The organism is Pseudoalteromonas sp. 1_2015MBL_MicDiv, from assembly GCF_002407505.1.
GTDB classification, from domain to species: Bacteria; Pseudomonadota; Gammaproteobacteria; order Enterobacterales; family Alteromonadaceae; genus Pseudoalteromonas; species Pseudoalteromonas fuliginea.
The window spans coordinates 526080-543504 of sequence record NZ_CP012738.1; the positions used below are offsets into that span (position 1 = coordinate 526080).

Annotated in this window: 17 protein-coding genes and 1 pseudogene; 11 read left to right on the top strand and 7 right to left on the bottom strand. The window is 36.7% G+C overall.

Going from position 1 to position 17425, the window contains the following annotated elements:
• The first annotated feature begins 34 nt into the window (after positions 1-34).
• The 4 genes from AOR04_RS19855 to AOR04_RS19870 all read left to right on the top strand — a co-directional run bounded on the left by AOR04_RS19855 (position 35) and on the right by AOR04_RS19870 (position 4944).
• The gene (locus AOR04_RS19855) at positions 35-589 is read left to right on the top strand and encodes an isochorismatase family protein (protein WP_096794440.1); all 555 of its coding nucleotides are present in this window, start codon (positions 35-37) and stop codon (positions 587-589) included.
• A 136-nt stretch (positions 590-725) separates the two neighbouring features.
• The gene (locus AOR04_RS19860) at positions 726-2192 is read left to right on the top strand and encodes a methyl-accepting chemotaxis protein (RefSeq protein ID WP_007375610.1); all 1467 of its coding nucleotides are present in this window, start codon (positions 726-728) and stop codon (positions 2190-2192) included.
• Complete coding sequence (locus tag AOR04_RS19865; protein ID WP_007375609.1) at positions 2176-2703, top strand: DUF6436 domain-containing protein; 528 nt, start codon at positions 2176-2178, stop codon at positions 2701-2703. Before AOR04_RS19860 ends, AOR04_RS19865 begins: the two co-directional genes overlap by 17 nt.
• Before the next feature lie 87 nt (positions 2704-2790).
• Positions 2791-4944: a TonB-dependent siderophore receptor gene (locus AOR04_RS19870; protein WP_096794441.1), complete on the top strand. Its 2154-nt coding sequence runs from the start codon at positions 2791-2793 to the stop codon at positions 4942-4944.
• A 121-nt stretch (positions 4945-5065) separates the two neighbouring features.
• Here AOR04_RS19870 and AOR04_RS19875 read toward each other — a convergent pair whose 3' ends face one another.
• The 3 genes from AOR04_RS19875 to AOR04_RS19885 form a co-directional block, all read right to left on the bottom strand.
• Complete coding sequence (locus tag AOR04_RS19875) at positions 5066-5623, bottom strand: TMEM165/GDT1 family protein (RefSeq protein ID WP_096794442.1); 558 nt, start codon at positions 5621-5623, stop codon at positions 5066-5068.
• A gap of 403 nt (positions 5624-6026) precedes the next feature.
• Positions 6027-7154, bottom strand: a complete 1128-nt coding sequence (locus AOR04_RS19880) for a zinc-binding dehydrogenase (RefSeq protein ID WP_007375606.1) — start codon at positions 7152-7154, stop codon at positions 6027-6029.
• Between the two features lie 86 nt (positions 7155-7240).
• Positions 7241-7918: a glutathione S-transferase family protein gene (locus AOR04_RS19885; protein WP_096794443.1), complete on the bottom strand. Its 678-nt coding sequence runs from the start codon at positions 7916-7918 to the stop codon at positions 7241-7243.
• 190 nt (positions 7919-8108) lie between these two features.
• Between AOR04_RS19885 and AOR04_RS19890 the strand changes: the two genes are divergently transcribed.
• Positions 8109-9020, top strand: coding sequence for a LysR family transcriptional regulator (locus tag AOR04_RS19890; RefSeq protein ID WP_096794444.1), 912 nt, complete (start codon positions 8109-8111; stop codon positions 9018-9020).
• A gap of 367 nt (positions 9021-9387) precedes the next feature.
• Positions 9388-10353, top strand: coding sequence for an IS30 family transposase (locus AOR04_RS19895; protein WP_096792504.1), 966 nt, complete (start codon positions 9388-9390; stop codon positions 10351-10353).
• 395 nt (positions 10354-10748) lie between these two features.
• Here the strand turns inward: AOR04_RS19895 and AOR04_RS19900 are convergent, their stop codons facing one another.
• Entirely contained in the window at positions 10749-11087 is a 339-nt protein-coding gene (locus AOR04_RS19900; RefSeq protein WP_008134410.1) for a hypothetical protein, read from the bottom strand.
• Between the two features lie 606 nt (positions 11088-11693).
• Here AOR04_RS19900 and AOR04_RS19905 point away from each other — a divergent pair.
• Both AOR04_RS19905 and AOR04_RS19910 read left to right on the top strand, forming a co-directional pair.
• Entirely contained in the window at positions 11694-12350 is a 657-nt protein-coding gene (locus AOR04_RS19905) for an AbiU2 domain-containing protein (RefSeq protein WP_096794445.1), read from the top strand.
• Positions 12351-12479: 129 nt separating this feature from the next.
• The gene (locus AOR04_RS19910; protein WP_096794446.1) at positions 12480-13145 is read left to right on the top strand and encodes a hypothetical protein; all 666 of its coding nucleotides are present in this window, start codon (positions 12480-12482) and stop codon (positions 13143-13145) included.
• Positions 13146-13628: 483 nt separating this feature from the next.
• Here AOR04_RS19910 and AOR04_RS19915 read toward each other — a convergent pair whose 3' ends face one another.
• Entirely contained in the window at positions 13629-14663 is a 1035-nt protein-coding gene (locus tag AOR04_RS19915; RefSeq protein WP_096794447.1) for an IS110 family transposase, read from the bottom strand.
• 284 nt (positions 14664-14947) lie between these two features.
• On the opposite strand from AOR04_RS19915, the pseudogene AOR04_RS21965 reads away from it, so the two are divergent.
• From AOR04_RS21965 to AOR04_RS19930, 3 genes and pseudogenes are all read left to right on the top strand, one after another.
• Positions 14948-15070: pseudogene (locus tag AOR04_RS21965) on the top strand (transposase); the annotation flags it as partial.
• Positions 15071-15437: 367 nt separating this feature from the next.
• Positions 15438-15809, top strand: a complete 372-nt coding sequence (locus tag AOR04_RS19925) for a hypothetical protein (RefSeq protein WP_096794448.1) — start codon at positions 15438-15440, stop codon at positions 15807-15809.
• A gap of 362 nt (positions 15810-16171) precedes the next feature.
• On the top strand, positions 16172-16366 hold the full coding sequence (locus AOR04_RS19930) for a (2Fe-2S)-binding protein (protein WP_002960627.1): 195 nt from the start codon (positions 16172-16174) through the stop codon (positions 16364-16366).
• A 67-nt stretch (positions 16367-16433) separates the two neighbouring features.
• On the opposite strand, the gene bfr (AOR04_RS19935) is transcribed toward AOR04_RS19930, so the two are convergent.
• Together bfr (AOR04_RS19935) and bfr (AOR04_RS19940) are read right to left on the bottom strand one after the other, a co-directional pair.
• Positions 16434-16898, bottom strand: coding sequence for a bacterioferritin (bfr, locus tag AOR04_RS19935; RefSeq protein ID WP_096794449.1), 465 nt, complete (start codon positions 16896-16898; stop codon positions 16434-16436).
• Positions 16899-16910: 12 nt separating this feature from the next.
• On the bottom strand, positions 16911-17381 hold the full coding sequence (gene bfr / locus AOR04_RS19940; protein ID WP_007375598.1) for a bacterioferritin: 471 nt from the start codon (positions 17379-17381) through the stop codon (positions 16911-16913).
• Between the last annotated feature and the right edge of the window lie 44 nt (positions 17382-17425).

A 17425-nucleotide genomic window follows, 5' to 3' on the forward strand; every position in this document is an offset into this window, starting at 1 on the left:
TTAAATACTGGTGTTATAAACCCATGAGGTAAATATGAGTAGGGTATTTAATATTGATGCTTCACAAAGTGTGCTTTTAGTGATTGATTTGCAAAGCAAGTTGGCACCTGCGATAGAGTGTTTTCCTACAATCTTGAGCTGTACTTTACAGCTGGCTCAAACGAGCCTTATATATGGTATACCCGTTTTAATTACAGAGCAGTATAAAAAAGGCTTAGGTGGCACACAAGATGAAATAAAAGCGCTTTTGCCAAAAGCAACGTATTTCGATAAAACACATTTTAGTGCCTGTGCCGAACCTGATTTTCTGGCGAGTATGAAGCAGTTTGCTCGGCCTCAGATAATTGTTGTTGGTACTGAAGCACATGTTTGTGTATTGCAAACATGTTTAGATCTTTTACAAAGCGGTTTTGACGTAATTGTGATTGCAGATGCCGTTGGTTCTAGAAATGAAAAGCATAAGCAAATTGCTATTGATCAATTACAACAAGCGGGTGCTATAATTTCGTGTGCTGAAACTGTTATTTTTCAATGGGTAAAAAATTCAGCAACGACAACATTTAAAGAAGTTTTGTCTATAATAAAATAATGAATAGACCCCGCTTTAAATTAAAAATAAAGCGGATAAATAAATTCACCAAATTTTCCTGATTCCAATGAACTTATTGGCGTTTAACTACGTATGTATCGGGCTTAACTTATAAATCAAAAATAGTAAGGTTTTTATGTCTAATGTTTCTAGGTTATTTACAATTATATTTAGTCTGCTATTTATTGAATCAATAGTTTTAGGCTTATATTTTGATACGTTGATGCAAGCTTTTGTTGTAGGTTTGCCACTTTGTTTGTTACCTATTTGGTTACTCAACACAAATGTAAATAGTCAAATAACACCACATATTGTTGCAGCAGCAACTATGATGTTTTCTTTTTTGCATATACAACAAACGTTTGGTCTGATTGAAGTGCATTTTGAAATATTTATTTTAATGCCCATGCTAATCGTATTTGTACAATGGCGTGTATTTATAACTGCAATTTTATTTGTCGCTGTCCATCACTTTTCTTTTTATTACTTACAAACTCAAAATACAGGTGTGTATGTATTCGACCCTGACAGACTTGCTTTTACAACGGTACTTATCCATGCCGGCTATGCAATAGTTGAAGTAATCGTAGCTGGGTATATCGCAATAACATTACGACGAGAGCGTAGAGCTGGTTTATCGCTAAGCTATGCAACAGAGCAAATAATGCAAGACCCTGCTCACATTAAGCTTTCTTTACGGGCTGACGCTACTGAAAGTGAAGCTGTTTTAGGTTTTAATACGTTGCTCGACTATTTATCTGATGTAATTAAAGAAGTGCAAACACAATCTGACTCTTTACAAGGTAACTCTCAAGAGTTGATTCAAGTACAGGCTCAATTAGCTGACGGGGCACAGCAACGAACACAACAAACTGATGATATTGCCAGCTCGGGTGCCCAAGTTGCGCATGGCTTTAAACTTGTAGAGCAAGAAAGTGAGATTTTAAAACATCAAGTAGATAACATTACCCAAGCAGCAAGTGATGCCTTGCATGAAGTGCTACAAACTGACAGTAAGAGTAGAGAACTACTAACTCTTTTAAATCATACTGAAGAGCAAATTAATCATTTAGTTGCCGCTGGGGATGTTATTTCAAGTCTTCTTAATGAAATATCAGGTATTGCTGAACAGACTAATTTATTAGCATTAAATGCGGCAATTGAGGCTGCGAGAGCGGGTGAGCACGGTCGTGGCTTTGCTGTGGTTGCTGATGAGGTTAGATCACTTGCGAATAACAGTAAAGCGACGACAGACAAAATTAGCCTTACATTAAAAGATTTAGTTAATAACAGTAAAACATCAACTCAGTCTATGAGCCAATGTGTTGATTTTGTTGTTGATTTAACACATATAAGTACTGCAATGAAAGAGAATATTTCTGCAATGAGCGAGCAAATTGCTGCGGTATCTACAAGTACAAATTCGGTATCACAGGTTGTTGCAGAACAAGCAGTAAACACCTCGCAAATAGCTACGAGCACTGATCATATGCGAAAAAATCAATATGAAGACACTAAAATAGTTCAACAACTGACCTCTAAAGTACAATTAATACATGTCAGTATTGACGTGCTAGAGCAAAGTATTGCCAAATTTAAATAAGGTTAATTATTGGAATGCCATACTTATCATTGTGTGGTTTAGCGTTGTTATAACTGGGCTGGTGTATTTTCAATTAGGGCAGTTAAAAACTTTTGATAGCGCTAAAGTATTTATGCAAAAAAGTTGGTTTAATGATTTTAAACAACAGATTGTGTGGGACAATAAAGATACAGCGTCGCTGCTACTCGTTACTGAGGAAAGTTGTGGCTGTTTTACGCAGGCTAAGCCGCATATAAATTCACTCACTACTTTTGCCAAAAGCAAAGGACTTGGTGTTGTGCAGGTTCAACTAACACAGCAATTGAAGCGAGTTGTACCTGCTACGCCTGCTGCTGTCATTATAGATAAGCACGGGCAATTTGTTTATGCAGGGCCATTGTCTGAAGGATTAGCGTGTTCACAGGGGAGTGGCTTTGTTGAAACAGTCATTACTAATTTGGCTTCAGGGTTTAATTCTGAGTTATTAATTACTGACACAAAGGGCTGTTATTGCACAAATAACGAATCATAAACACGCCTCGTTAAGTAATTACGTTATTGCAAGTGAGATTTATTTTCATTATCATGCCCGCACCGTATTTTTGCCTATTTAATTCTAATGAAATTTTCTCTTTTATCTCTTGCAATCACATCTATTATTTTTAGTTCTGCAAACGTAATCGCTAGTGAAGTAGAACAAACATCACCTAATTCATTAAACAAAGCTGAAAACGCTATTGAGACTATTGAAGTAACGGGTCGCGCTTTTTCATTATATCGACCAACAGAGTCAGCATTTGGCACACGCACCAATACTCCACTAGAAAAAATACCACAATCAATTCAAATATTGCCACAAGCTTTAATAAGTGACCAAGCTGCACGTCAAATTACCGATTTATACAGTAATATCGCAGGTGTAAATGGTTTTAGCTATTCGGGTGTCACTTTTAGAGGATTTCGCCAAGACGAAATTTTATATGATGGCGTAAAAGGTGATCCGTTTAATGGCTTTGCTGTTCCGCAGTTATTTAACATTGAGCAAGTTGCTGTGTTAAAAGGTCCCAGTGGGGCAGTTTATGGAAGTGGTAATCCTGGTGGGATTATTAACTATATGACTAAAAAGCCACAATATGACGCTAATACTGCCATTGAATTAGAAATCGGGAATGATGACTTTATAAGTGGCGCATTCGAATCAACGGGTAGCGTGAATGATGAGCAAACGCAAGCTTACAGAATTGGTATTTACAAAGATAGTCAAAACCCGTTTAGATATAACACGTCAGAAGATAATACCATTATAGATTTAGGCTATCGCTTTGATTTTAATGATGAGTCTAATCTTGTGCTGCAATATACTAATATAGATCAAGATTTAGGAGGAGCACGTTTACGTGGTGTGCCTGTTGACGAAAATGGTGATTTTATTGCAAGTAGAGATTGGAATCATAATGAAGCAACTGACTATCAAAAAATGTCTGCGGACGTATACCAAGCAACGTATAAAAACGAATTAAGTGATGTGTTTAGCTTAGATGTTACGACTCGTTATTTTACCAATGAAGAGCAACAAAACTATCATGAGCCACGTGGCTTGTCTGATACCGATAATGATGGTGTTGTTGATTGGAGTGAACGCGAATTTAGAGATCAAAAGCGCGAGAATGAAGGGCTAAGTATTACCGCTAATTTAATTGCTGAAACAACCATAGCCAATATGGAACATATATTTTTAGTGGGCTCTGATTGGTACTCATCAAAATTTGATGCCGTGTACCGCACTGCGACTCAACAAAGTAAAGGCGGCCCTGTACCTGGACTCTCGCTGATTGATCCACAATATGGTTTAACATCGGCGGCTAATTACGACTTAGAAAATATAACACCGCGAATTATAAGCACAGACTCAAAAAGGTTAGGTATTTATATCCAAGACCAAGTAGATATCACTGAAAAATGGAATATAACCGCAGGCTTGCGCTACGATCATTTTGAAGACACGGATAAAGTATCTAACGTTGAGTTCTCTGATAGCGATGTTACTTTTAGGGTAGGTACTAGCTACAATATTAGCGATACTTTTTTTCCTTATGCTTTATATGGCACCGGTTTTTTACCGCAAGATGCAGCAAGCCAGTCGCAAGAAGTTGGTGGACCATTTGAGCCTGAAAACAGCCATATTACAGAGCTAGGTTTACGTACTAAGTTACTTGATGACTCGTTAGCCATTAATATTGCGACGTATCAGATTATTCGTAAAAATATATTACAAACCAGCTTATTGCAAAACGACACGGGAATTGATCAACTTGAATCCCTAGGTGAAGTACAAAGTGATGGTTTTGAGCTTGAGATAGTGGGTGATATAACTGACAAGTGGGTTGTAACCGCAAGTTATGCGTATAACGACACGCGTATTAATGAGCAAAGTGAAGATTTTTCTGCGCAAGCAGAAGGCACTGATAAATTTGCAAATGCCCCACAAAATACAGCTGGCTTATGGACGCGCTACGATTTACCAAACATCAACTCATCAATAGCTGCAGGGCTTGACTATGTTGACGAACAAGTAAGCCTTGATGGCGCACACGTTAAACCATATACAATTTATAACATGGCCTGGAAAACGCAAGTAGAAAACTGGACATGGCAAATATCAGTTAAAAACGTCTTTGATAAAGAATATGCATCGAGTGGCTTTATTGACCGTACTGGGCATTTTCCTGGTGAGCCAAGACGCGTATATTTATCTGCAAAATATCAGTTTTAATACCAAAGTACCTCTAAGATAAAAGTACGAAAGCTCAATAATATTGAGCTTTCGTTTTAAATTAAATGTAGTTAAGGTTGGAAATAGCTGCTTGAGATAGGTTTATTCTCCGGAGTTTAGGTTAAATAGTAGCAAAGCCGTATAACCCTAGTAAAACAAATACACTGGCCGAAACTGCACGCACTGTATTTAATGGCACTTGGCTTAAAAGCGCATTACCTGCAAAAATAACAGGTACATTTGCTATTAACATGCCCAGTGTAGTGCCAAGAGTAACCCACAAAATTGATTGGTATTGCGCGCCTAATAGAATGGTTGCTATTTGTGTTTTATCACCAACTTCGGCAATAAAAAACAATATACACGCGACAAAAAAAGCACCATATTTATCGTGCTTATGGCTAATTTCTTCATCCTTATCAGGAATAAGCAGCCAAAGGCCAACGCCAATAAAACTAGCATTAACAATCCATGGCATGTACTGAGTTGCAAAGTTATTGCTCAGCCAATTTCCAAACCAAGCACTGAGGCCATGGTTAATAATAGTTGCGGCTAATACACCTAAAATAAGTGCTATTTTATTGTGAAAACGTACGGCAAGTACTAACGATAAAAGCTGTGTTTTATCGCCTATTTCAGCTAAGGCTACTGTGACGGTTGATGTGAAAAAAACTTCCATAAATATTACTTACAGGCGGGAATATTAAACCAAGGCAAACAACTATCTCCCGCCATGAGGATAGTGCCTACCTAGGTCTCGCCGATAATGCTGCTACAACATTACAAACCTACCATGCACGTGAGGTGCAATTATGTTGATAAGTTTACTCGTCTATCAATTAATTAAAATATAAGTGCTCTAGTTCACTAACTAGTTGTTTATTGTAATTGACAGTACTGAGTAGGCTACTCCCCCAAGAGAAATTGCATTATTCCATAAATTTTTTATTCGGTAAATATTAAGAAGAGTATGGCGTTTGCTTTTATTTTAAAAAATGAATAAAAAGCAGACGCTATAAATAGCATCTGCTTTTACATATTTAAAATCAATTAGTTAAACCATAGTGAGCTTTAAAATTCACTTAAGCCTGAGGTTTAATTAAGTATTTTTCACCGGTTGCTTGTTTAGAGTAAGCCGCAATTGATTTTAAATGCAATACTTCAGCTAATGACACTTCATGTGTGTAGTGACTTGCAAATGTGGTAGTAATTTCATTTGCAACACGTTCGCGCATCGCCATTACTGTATTAGTTCCTAATTTACCTAATGCATTAAATAATAAAAATCCATTTACAGCCCAAGCAAAACCAAAGTTACGGTTTAGCGTAATTGGGCCTCGATCTAATGCACCATAAATATAAACTTGCTTGAATGTGTCAGAGCCATAAATAGTGTGCTCTTTCATATCACGAGCTGCAGCAATTTCCATACAATTAAGAATATCACTTGTTAATTGACCACCGCCAATGGGGTCAAACGCAATCGTTGCACCCGTTTCAATAATTGCCGCCGTTAAGTCTGAAAGAAAAGAGTCGCTACTTGAGTTAACAATATATTTTGCACCCATGTTACGTAATAGTGTTTCCTGTTCTGCTTTACGCACAATATTTATTAAATCAATACCATCGGCAATACAAATACGGTTTAACATTTGGCCTAGGTTAGAAGCTGCAGCGGCATGAATAATGGCTTTATGACCCTCCGCGCGCATGGTTTCTACCATTGCTAGTGCGGTAAGCGGGTTAACAAAAGATGACGCACCTTCTTTAGCTGTAGTCCCTTCTTTTAATTCTAAACAGCTCTGCACATTGGCACATATAAATTGACGATAAGTTCCTCCACCAATTACAGCTACGGTTTTACCTATTAATGCTTGTGCTGCTGGCGATGAGCCAGCTGCAACAACAGTCCCAGCACCTTCATTTCCAACTGGCGTTGCTTTATCAACTCGCGTTTTAAGTGAGGGCATAAATTGAGCCGGAACATCAGCTGTAATAACAGGGTTTTGCACAGTACCTGATTGCACCGCTGTAGACATATCAGCTGCGCTGAATAAAACGCCTAAGTCTGAAGGGTTTAGTGGAGCAGCTTCAAGACGAACAACAACCTCATCGGGGCCAGGTTGCGGCATTTCGATGTTTTTTAAAGCAAGTGTTAGTTTACCATTTTCACTAATAGTTGAAGTAAGTTGAATATTTGTATCAGTCATTTGGGTCACTCCTGTCAATAATTAAGTTCGTTGAACCAATCGCTTTATTGTATTGGTTATTTTTTGATTACACTTAGCGTAAAATATTACTTTGGATTCACTGCTTGAATTTGAGTTTTAATCTTTTGCATAAACTCAGGTATATTTGCCTGTCGATCCGCTTCTACTTTTTGGGCAATAGCAGATTGACTCATCGAATCGTTCCACTCTTTCATTTTAGGTACTTGTGCAAGTACATCCCAGTCAAGTTGGCTAGAGCCAAAAGCACTGACAATGGTGTTAACGTAATAAACGTAAATATCAGCCATTGTAAATTGCTCACCCGCAATACAAGGAGAAAATTTACATAATCGACTTAAGGCAATAACGCCACGGCTTAATACTTGGCGTACTTCAACTTTTAGTGATTCAGGGGCTTCAGTGCCTGAAAATACATAAGGTATTAATCGTCTACTTGGCAATTCAAAATAAAGTTCAGCTACTTTCATTATTTGGCGAACAACAGCGCGTTCTCCGGCATTTTCTGGGTATAACGCATTTTCAGGATAAGTTTCTTCAATAAAGTCACAAATAACACTCGACTCTGAAATATTAAGTCCTTCAGATGTAGTAATAGCCGGGACTTTACCGACCGGACTGATGGCCAATAAGTCATTGTTACCACTATAAATTAGGTGTTCTTTAAATGAGAGTTCTTTATACAAAAGTACATGTTTTACTAAGTTGTAATAGTTACTCGCGGCGAAACCGTGCAAAGTAATCATAAATCAGTTCCCATTATTAATGTGAAGGTACTTTTTAATTGCATCAAAAATGCAAATTAAAACCTCATTTGTTAAGCTAAATACATTATTACTTGTTTTAATTTGGTTATATATAAGAGAAAATGCGAATCACTTTTGCCTTTAAGACAATAATAAAGGTGTTCGCAAATTTACTTAATGGAGAGAAGAGTTGGATCAACTTCGGGCAATACGATATTTTAATAAAGTAGTAGAAACAGGAAGTTTTACTAAAGCGGCAAAAGTTTTTAATGTACCGCCATCTTCTTTATCAAGGCGAGTTGCAGATTTAGAAAAAAGTTTAGGTGCAACGCTTTTAAAGCGATCGACCCGTATTGTAAAGCTGACTGAAGTAGGCCAGATTTATTATAACGACATGCAGCAAATACTAAATCAGTTAGAGCAAAGCAATGAAACTGTTCGTAGTTACCAAACTACCCCAATGGGACGTCTACGTATCAGTTCGATGGTGGGTTTTGGCGAAAAAATCCTACTTCCTTTACTTGATGAGTTCAGCCAGCTGTACCCAGAAATTATATTAGATGTTAGTTTAAGTGATGAGTTATCAACACTTGGACGTGATGATGTTGATATTGCTATTCGTGGCGGTTACGCCCCAAATGAGCGAGTACTTGCAATAAGGCTTATGGACAATGGATTCATTCCCGTCGCTTCACCCCGTTATTTAGAAAAATACGGTGTGCCGATGAACGCGATGGAGTTGCAGCATCATAAAGGTCTTTATTTTAAAGCTCCATTAGGGCCAACGCCTTGGTTGTGCAATATGAATGGTCAATGGCATGATGTTTCAGGTCCTGCTGTCGCTATTTCAAACAATGGACCTTGGCTTGCAAAAAAGGCGTGCAACGGTGAAGGTATTTTAATGTCTACCCGATGGGCGTTAGCTTCATATCTAGAGTCAGGAAAGTTGCAAGAGCTTACGTTTGAACATGAACTTACCATAACGCAAAGCGCCGAAATGGCCGTGTACTTGTTATATCAAAAACAACGCTACTTAGTACCAAAGGTAAAAGCGGCTGTGGATTTTTTAGTACAAAAAATAAAAGTAACAAATGAAAGTTAATAAAGTGAGTAATCTCAGGGCGCTATATTTATTTTTAGGTACTTAAACTGTGTAATTACCCTTTTTAGGAGAAAATCCTATTATTTTGAATCGATTGTTTTTAACCAGCGACCTATTCGTTCACTATTATCTAATGGATGGAATGAAAATAACCCGCAATAAAAGGTAAATTATTAACTTAAAAATTAAATTAAATTGCCACCGTTTTGTTTGCGTAATTAGAGTGGCTGTCTAGTTTATTCTCTAGTTTATTCCCGAATTCATTATGCAAGTGCACCACTGACCATAACCCACCAAAAAATATGACATTCTGAAGTATTTGCTAATGTAGTAAGTGCGACCAAACTCATTATCGAGGGAATTCAGAATGTCTTATGAACATCTTAACAGTTTCGAACGAAAAGCTATCTACTATCGATTCAACAGTGGCGAAAGCTGCCGATCCATTGGTAAACTATTAAATCGACACCATACAACTATCATGCGTGAAGTTAAGCGAAATAAGCCACCCTACTATGATTATTTCGATGAGGCAGCGCACGAAAAAGCGATGGAAAGAAGGAAGGTCTCCAGGCATGCAAGAAAAAGAAACAATAAGGCACTGTACGAGCTTGTGTTGAGTAAGATAGCAATGGGATGGTCTCCAGATGCTATAGCAGGTCGGCTTAAGAAGGATAACCCGTCAGATGAATTAATGCATGTCAGCCATGAAACAATCTATCAATGGGTGATTAAGGATTTTAAAGCAGGTGGAGAGCTATACAAAGACTTAGCTAAGAGGCATAAAAAAAGACGTAAACAACGTAAATATGGCGATTTACGTGGGCAAATTAAGAATAGAGTAAGTATTAGCGAACGACCAAAAATAGTCGAAGACAGAAGCCGAATAGGTGACTGGGAAGGTGATTTAATTGAAGGCAAAAAGGGCTCTGGTTTTTTTGTAACCCATGTTGACCGTAGCTCTCGATATTTAATCGCGCAAAAAATAGAGACTAAGCAAGCTGAGTCATTCAATACGGCTACAGTAGAGATGTTTAAAGAGATTCCAGAGCATAAACAGTTAACTCTGACCTTGGATAATGGAAAAGAATTTTCGAAATTTAAAGCTTTGGAAGAAGAACTAGATTTTATTATTTACTTTGCTGATCCTTATTGTTCGTGGCAACGAGGAACAAATGAACATACAAACGGTCTGATCAGGCGTTATTTCCCAAAGAAAACTGATTTTTCAACTATAACTAATGAACAACTCCAAGAGGTTGTAATGAAAATTAATACTCGCCCAAGGAAAATACTAAATTATCAGACAGCTGAAGAAGTCTTTATTAATTAGTGATTTAAGGTTTGGTGCACTTGGAACCTGAATTCGGGATTCTGTTAGAAAATCGTGTCGATAACAAGGCAAAAATTTCGTTATTTAGTTGTTCTATATCAGAAATTTTTAACGCAGTTAGCGTTAAATTTAATCCCTAAAATTGATTAAGTATTATTGCGGATTGGTATTACTACTTATCTTTATGCCGCTTAAAAATTAAGCCATGGACCAGAACTGACATAAAGGTAGTACACCCAACCCACATAAAATATGTATCTCATTAAGCAGAAAATAAATTATATTCAACGTCTTAGTTTCTTAGCTTAGTTCTGAAATTGAATTTTAGTAGGTCAGGATATAATCTATTAAGTCACTCAGTCGTAACAATATGACTAAAAGGCTACAACGTCTTATTAGTTAATCTTTGATAAACCAATTAATGCATTCTCACTTTCACCATCATGGCAACGGCTATCATTACCGTCTCTATTCTCTATAATTAAAGTGTATTCACTGCCATTTTTTCCTTCAGCTATTGCCACTAATACCGGTGCTAATAGATATGCCTGTTCTGGGTATACAATAACAGGTTCAAGCTCAAATCCAGAAGCTCGTTCATAACGAACTTCAAAAGTATCAAACGTTGAAAATACGTCTGTAATAATACCACTGCAAGTAAATACTTTGGCTTGACTTGAAAATGATATCGCCAAAATAAGACTTAAAACTACTTTTAAAAATAAATTTTTCATCACTGTAATCCTATATTATTTACCAATCTAATTGTTAGTAAAATGATAATACATAGTAATTTACTTAAGATTGGTGACAAAAAAATTAACATTTAATGACATAAGTGGAAGTAACAAAGACGCCCATCCTAAACTTTCGCGAGTATTTCATGATGTAGTAGACAGGCTGTCATAATAAGCAAGTTACTGTAAAATTTTTAACCGAAAACGGCGAGCGAATATCAGTAACTGCGAAAAACTACTCGCATAAAACTTAAACTACTCAATAAAAAGTTAAAACTGAATCATGCAGCCATTTCATGTGTGTAATTTAGGTTTAATAGGGCTAATGACTTATTTAATGGATTAAATGAGAATAACCGTGCATTTACTTGTTCAATTAGAGTGACTGTCGGCTTTAGTTTGATCCCCTAAAATAAACTTCTAAAACCCCCGTAATTCCTTGTAAAACCAGTTAAAATAACAGCAAATCCTCTTTTTATATTTTACGTAAAATCGAAGTAACTAATTGAATCAAAATAGGAACTCGGCTATGGTTAATACATCAAGAAAAACAAATAAAAAACGAGTTAATCTACAGGCTCGTTATGCTTCAACGGAGTTTCAATGAGTTACGATAAATCAAAAGTCACTATTCACGCAACTTACGACGACTTTTGTGAAACGCATGGATTACCAAAGCCCCATAGAGTTGAATTTGACAGAGCAAAGGTCAATAAATCTGAGTTAGATGTAATCAATAACTACTTTTCAAATCTATGTGTAGATTTAACTCTATATAGTGAATTATTCACTGAAGAGCACTCAATCAGCGTGTTAAATAAATTCAATCCATTAGTGTTCAGTCGAATTCAAAAAGCTTATATAGAAAAGTTATGTTTAAGTATTGCTTGTTTGTTAGATCCAGCTGAAACAGGTAAAAATAAAAACCTATCTTTAGCTAGGATAATTAAACAATGTGAATGCCCAGGGTTAGATGAAAAGCAGAAGAAACTCCAAGAATTGTATGTTTCTACTGGTATTAAAAAGTGGCGACAAAAATTATTAGCTCATAATGATTTGGGAACATTAATGGGTCGTAAAACACTTGATTTAAAATTCGAACATGACGATGTTGAATACATTTTGGAGTTAATTCAAGAAATCTTTAATGATATATCAGATCCAACAGTTCATACGGATATAAAGGTTACTCTTCCATTTGATCAAAATGGAAAAGCCTTTATTAACAAGCTTAAACAATCATTGGAAAATGAAGCATAACAAGGGTTTTCAAGTCGTAAAAATTACAGTTGGCTTTTTGTTCGTGCCTCACTTATTTTAGCCAACTGAAATTTCCCGCTTAAAACAGCGTTAAGTTTTTAATTGTAACTTATTGTAGGAGCTCCTTTTATGAAGGATAGTAAATTTTCTGTTCAAGGTTTTATTGCAGTTCTATCTCTTCTATCTGCTTTGGGGGTTGCCTTCATTGGGTATATGTCTGTTAACCTTCAAACAGAAGTCGAAAACTTGGATAAAAAAATCAAACATGAGGAGCTCATGCTTGAAATTAAAAAATTTGAAGCTACTCAAAAACAAATGAAAGAGAAGCTTATTACCAGTATTGTTCCTAAAATAGTAAGTGGTAATGGTAAGGAAAAAGATGAAGTTCTTGCCTTGTTATTTGTCTTATATCCAAATGATGCTGAGGAAATATTACGTCGAGTTGGTAGTGCGTTAAATCAGGATAGTGCTAATAAGTTTTCTGACACAATTCAGCGAGCCAGCGAGATAAATATTGATACAGGAGAATGGGGGATTGTTATAAGTTCCGATAGTGAATTAACAGCCGCCAATCATGAAGTCGAAAAAGCGAAAAAGCATAACTATTCTGCAAGTATTTATAAAAGAGGTCGTTGGTTTGCGACGGTTATTGGGCCATTTCCAAATGAAGTGAACGCAGATAAAGCCAATATCGCGATTAGAAGGAATTTGAATGATACTTCTTTCATCATTAATTTCAAAAAATGGTGTGGTAAACAGGTAAAAAACAAACAATATTATGAGTGCAAAACTTAGCAAGGCGTTATAAATCACAAATAGATCGGAGTATACATGAAAAGTAACGACAATTAGGATGACATATATGGACGCTCCCTTGAAGTCAAGACGAGCCGATGTATAAACATCTAAGTTGGTGCTTTTATTCATTATCATGTATTCCATTTCGCAGTAATGATGCGTCACAAGCTTGCTAAAAAGCAAAGGTACTGACATATATTCGAGCTATGGTGTCATGATTATCATGCGCCATGCTCCTAATGAGCTTCGTACCAAGGGACCTAAAAAATATTCACCCAAACGAGATTGAATCTCGTGTTTTTATCTGGTTAACCTTGGTTAGCGTGCGCTTTTTATTTCATTATAAGTGAAGTACATACAGGATAAGCGTATGTTACGACTTAAGTGCCCAAACACCCACTCAGGTTTTAAAACCTATGTCATAACCAGGCTGTCTTAAGTCGTAAACTCGGGTGTGATTGGCGTGTAAAATACGCATAATTAAGCATCCTTGCGTGTATTTTGCACATACTGAGGTGAATAGAGGGTTTGCTTGGTCAGCAATACCCACATCAGCCGCGCCAATCTGTGCGCGGTGGCAACCACCACACAATTAAAGTGTTTTTTCTCGCGTAATTGATTTATCCATTGGCTTAGCGCATCTGTCTTATGGTGACTTCTGGCGATAATGGCGCGAGCACCGTGAATAAGTTGTTTTCGTAAGTAACTGTTGCCGCGTTTAGTAATACCAGACATTTTACTTTTATCGCCTGACGCGTATTGTTTAGGTGTTAATCCTAGCCACACCCCGAGTTCTTTTGCATTCTTAAATGCCTGACCGTTCCCGATTGATGCCGCATAGGCTGAGGCATTGAGTACACCCACGCCAGGAATGGAGTGAAGTATTTTAGCGTTTGTATCCCGTTCAACGTGTGCAGTAAGCATCGCTTCAATGGCTTTAATGCGTTTAACAAGGGTTTTGTACTCAGTGTAAATATCACTCACCATTGTGCGCAGTATTGGGCGAAGCTCAGAATCACTTTCTAACGCAATGAGGCCTTGCTCAAATACCTTCATACCGACAGGAAATACATACCCAAAATCGACCAATAAACCGCGTAACTGGTTGGTTGCAGCAATCCTGTTTTGCAGAAGCCGCTCGCGTATTTTATGAAGCGTGAGTATTTCTTGCTGAGCTTCGGTTTTAATAGGAACGAATTTAATATTAGGGCGTAAGCTTGCTTCGTAGATAGCAAGGGCATCGTTACTATCGTTTTTATTACCGCGAACAAAAGGAGTAACGTGTTGTGCAGGAATAAGGTCAACGGTATGACCGTAAGACGTAAATACTCTTCCCCAATAGTGAGAAGAATAACAGGCTTCCATCACGACGCGGCACGGTGGTGTATTTGCAATGAAGGCGTTGAGTTTAGGTCTGTTTAAGCGTTTATTGCACTCCCTTTTATGGTTAGAATTAAAGCCAGCGACTTGGAATACATTTTTTGCCAAATCAATTGATAATGTGCTAATTTTCATGGTGGACGTTCCCTTTAACTGAATGTGAGTTATAACCAGTTTGGCGCATTGACGCCGTTTTGGGGAGCGTCCATCTCATCACCCATCCTAATTATTACGAAAAAAGCCAACAAAAACAGCATGAAGAGTGCATTATTATAAATAATGAATCACGCAAAAAGCTGAACTATGTTAATAAGGTGAAAGTAAAAATAGAGAGCACAATCGGACGGCGACAGCTGTTTATTAAAGTATGGCAAACGATTCGGCTGTATTGAACTTGCTTTCCTTTAAATAAAAAGCGGAATATTACAGTGAATAAAGGCATGAATAAATTTACCTTACGGAGTCAAGCGAAAGTGAATGCGCAGTGGCAACTGTATTGCCTTGTTCATAATATAGAAAAGCTGCAGAATACGATACATTAAGAAGGGTAAGTCCTTTTAACCTAAAATAAAGCCACTAAAGCCCCCGCAATCCCGTCCAAAACGCCAATTAAAACAATATCAAATACTTCTTTATATTCTGCGTAAAAATACAGTAATCAATTGAACCAAAATAGGAACTCAGCTATGGTTTGTTTATCAATAAAAACAAATTTAAAAACGAGTTAATCTACAGGCTCGTTGAGGCTGTAGAATTACTCATTTTTAAGAAAAACAGCCTGTTTTATGGGTTCCAAATGCATTACCTAATGCTTTAAAAACGCTTAGCGTTGATTTTAGGCGCTCGTTTTTAAATTAATTTGGTTGTTGGAGTTATTCTACAGTCTCGTTATGTTCGAAAAGGAATATTATGTTTAGAATTTTAAAGTTAGTAATTATAGTTTTTTATTTCGCTAGTTTTTACTCGTTCGCTGAAAATATTGACGACAAAGCGCAATTAGAAAAAATGGTAGTAAAATATGAGTCGGCGGTTGAGTTAAGCAAAGAATGCATATCTTCAAAAATGAAAAATATTTCGAGTTGCAAAGCGTTTCAAAAGATTTATCTCTTTGAGTTAAAGGACAGCTTCGCAGCGTTTACGACTAATTTAGGTTCGTACATAGAATTAGATGTAGGCATCACCTTGCGTGGCGTGGCAGCTATAACCTCAGCAAGTGAAGCGGCGCTTGATATATACGCACATAACAAAAACATTAAGACGAACAATTCACAAGAGCAGTAAATCGCCGCTTATATGAGTGTTACCAATGTCTGCTCATGGTACAAACCGGAAATCACCTTCCCATAAATTCCGTACTTATACATTAAGGCTTCTGAAGCCTTAATGTCATTAATTTTCAACCATTCAAATATTTACCTAAACCTAACCTTACTTAAATTTAAGGTCGACTCTAATAAATCACAATCTGTGCGCCAGACCTTGCTTAAAATTCAAACTATTCTCAAGCTGCCGTGAATTCTCAACTTAAGTGGCGCTGGCCATAAGCTGAAAAAAGATACATATTAGCCAATAAAATAATTGATAACTATTTTCGTTTAGATTAATATACACATACTAAATGTAATTGAGAGTGGTTTGTATTCATGTATATTTGTCTATGTCACGGTGTGACTGATAAAAAAATTGAGCAAACAATTGACGATGGTGCAACAACCATGCGTGAATTAACTAAAGAGCTTAAAGTGGGCAGCCAATGCGGTAAGTGTTGTGGTTGTACTAAAAAGATCCTTAATCGCAGACTTATTCAGATTGCGGATGTAACGGATCAAGTTGCTTAATTACATATAAAATTTAGATATAAAAAAAGCAGCTTTTTAGCTGCTTTTTTTATGGCTGAATTATTGTTTACAGTTGAGACTGTAAATAGTTTTTAATGCCCGTATTTTTAATAAGTAACTGTTGGGTTTCTAACCAATCAATTTGCTCTTCTTGTTCATTTAAAATGTGATCAAGGGCTTCACGGGTAATATAATCTTTTTTACTTTCAGCCAGTTTAACTGCGCTTCGTAACTCATCAATAGTATAAAGTTCAAAGCTCATGTTAGCAGCAATCATTTCTTCGCTGTTTTCACCAATACGTAATCGGCCTAAGTCTTGAAGGTTTGGTAAGCCTTCTAAAAACAAAATACGTTCAATTAATCGATCGGCGTTTTTCATTTTTTGGATAGATACTTTGTAATCTGCTTTGTCTAGTTGAGTGAAGCCAAAGTCTTTAAACATGCGTGCATGTAAAAAATATTGGTTAATACCAACAAGCTCATTAGCGAGTACTTTATTTAGCGCCGCAATAACGTCTTTATCGCCTTTCATAATATGCTCCTACTAAGCCATTTGTGCTTGATGATAATTTTCAGAACCAATTTTATCAATTAGACCAAGTTGTTGCTCTAACCAGTAAACATGATCTTCTTCGGTATCAAATAACAGCTTTTCTAAAATGCTACGTGATTGGTAATCTTGCTGTTCTTCACATATTGCGATTACGTCTTTAACACACGCTACTACTTCAAGCTCTAGTGTTAAATCGTTTTGCATCATACTTTTTACATCGCTACCGATAAGTAAGTCACGGCGCTTAGTCATATTTGGTACACCTTCTAAAAACAAGATGCGCTTAATAAGCCAATCTGCGTGATCTTTTTCTTCTTCCATTTCATGGTTAAGGCGTTCGTATAGCTTGTTTAAACCCCAGTCGTCATACATGCGCGAGTGTATAAAATACTGATCGATTGCTGCTAATTCGTTAGCTAACAATGTATTAAACGCATCGATTACTTTTTGATTACCTTTCATGATAAATCGCCTTAACTATTTCAATTGTAAGCAGTGTAGTATAA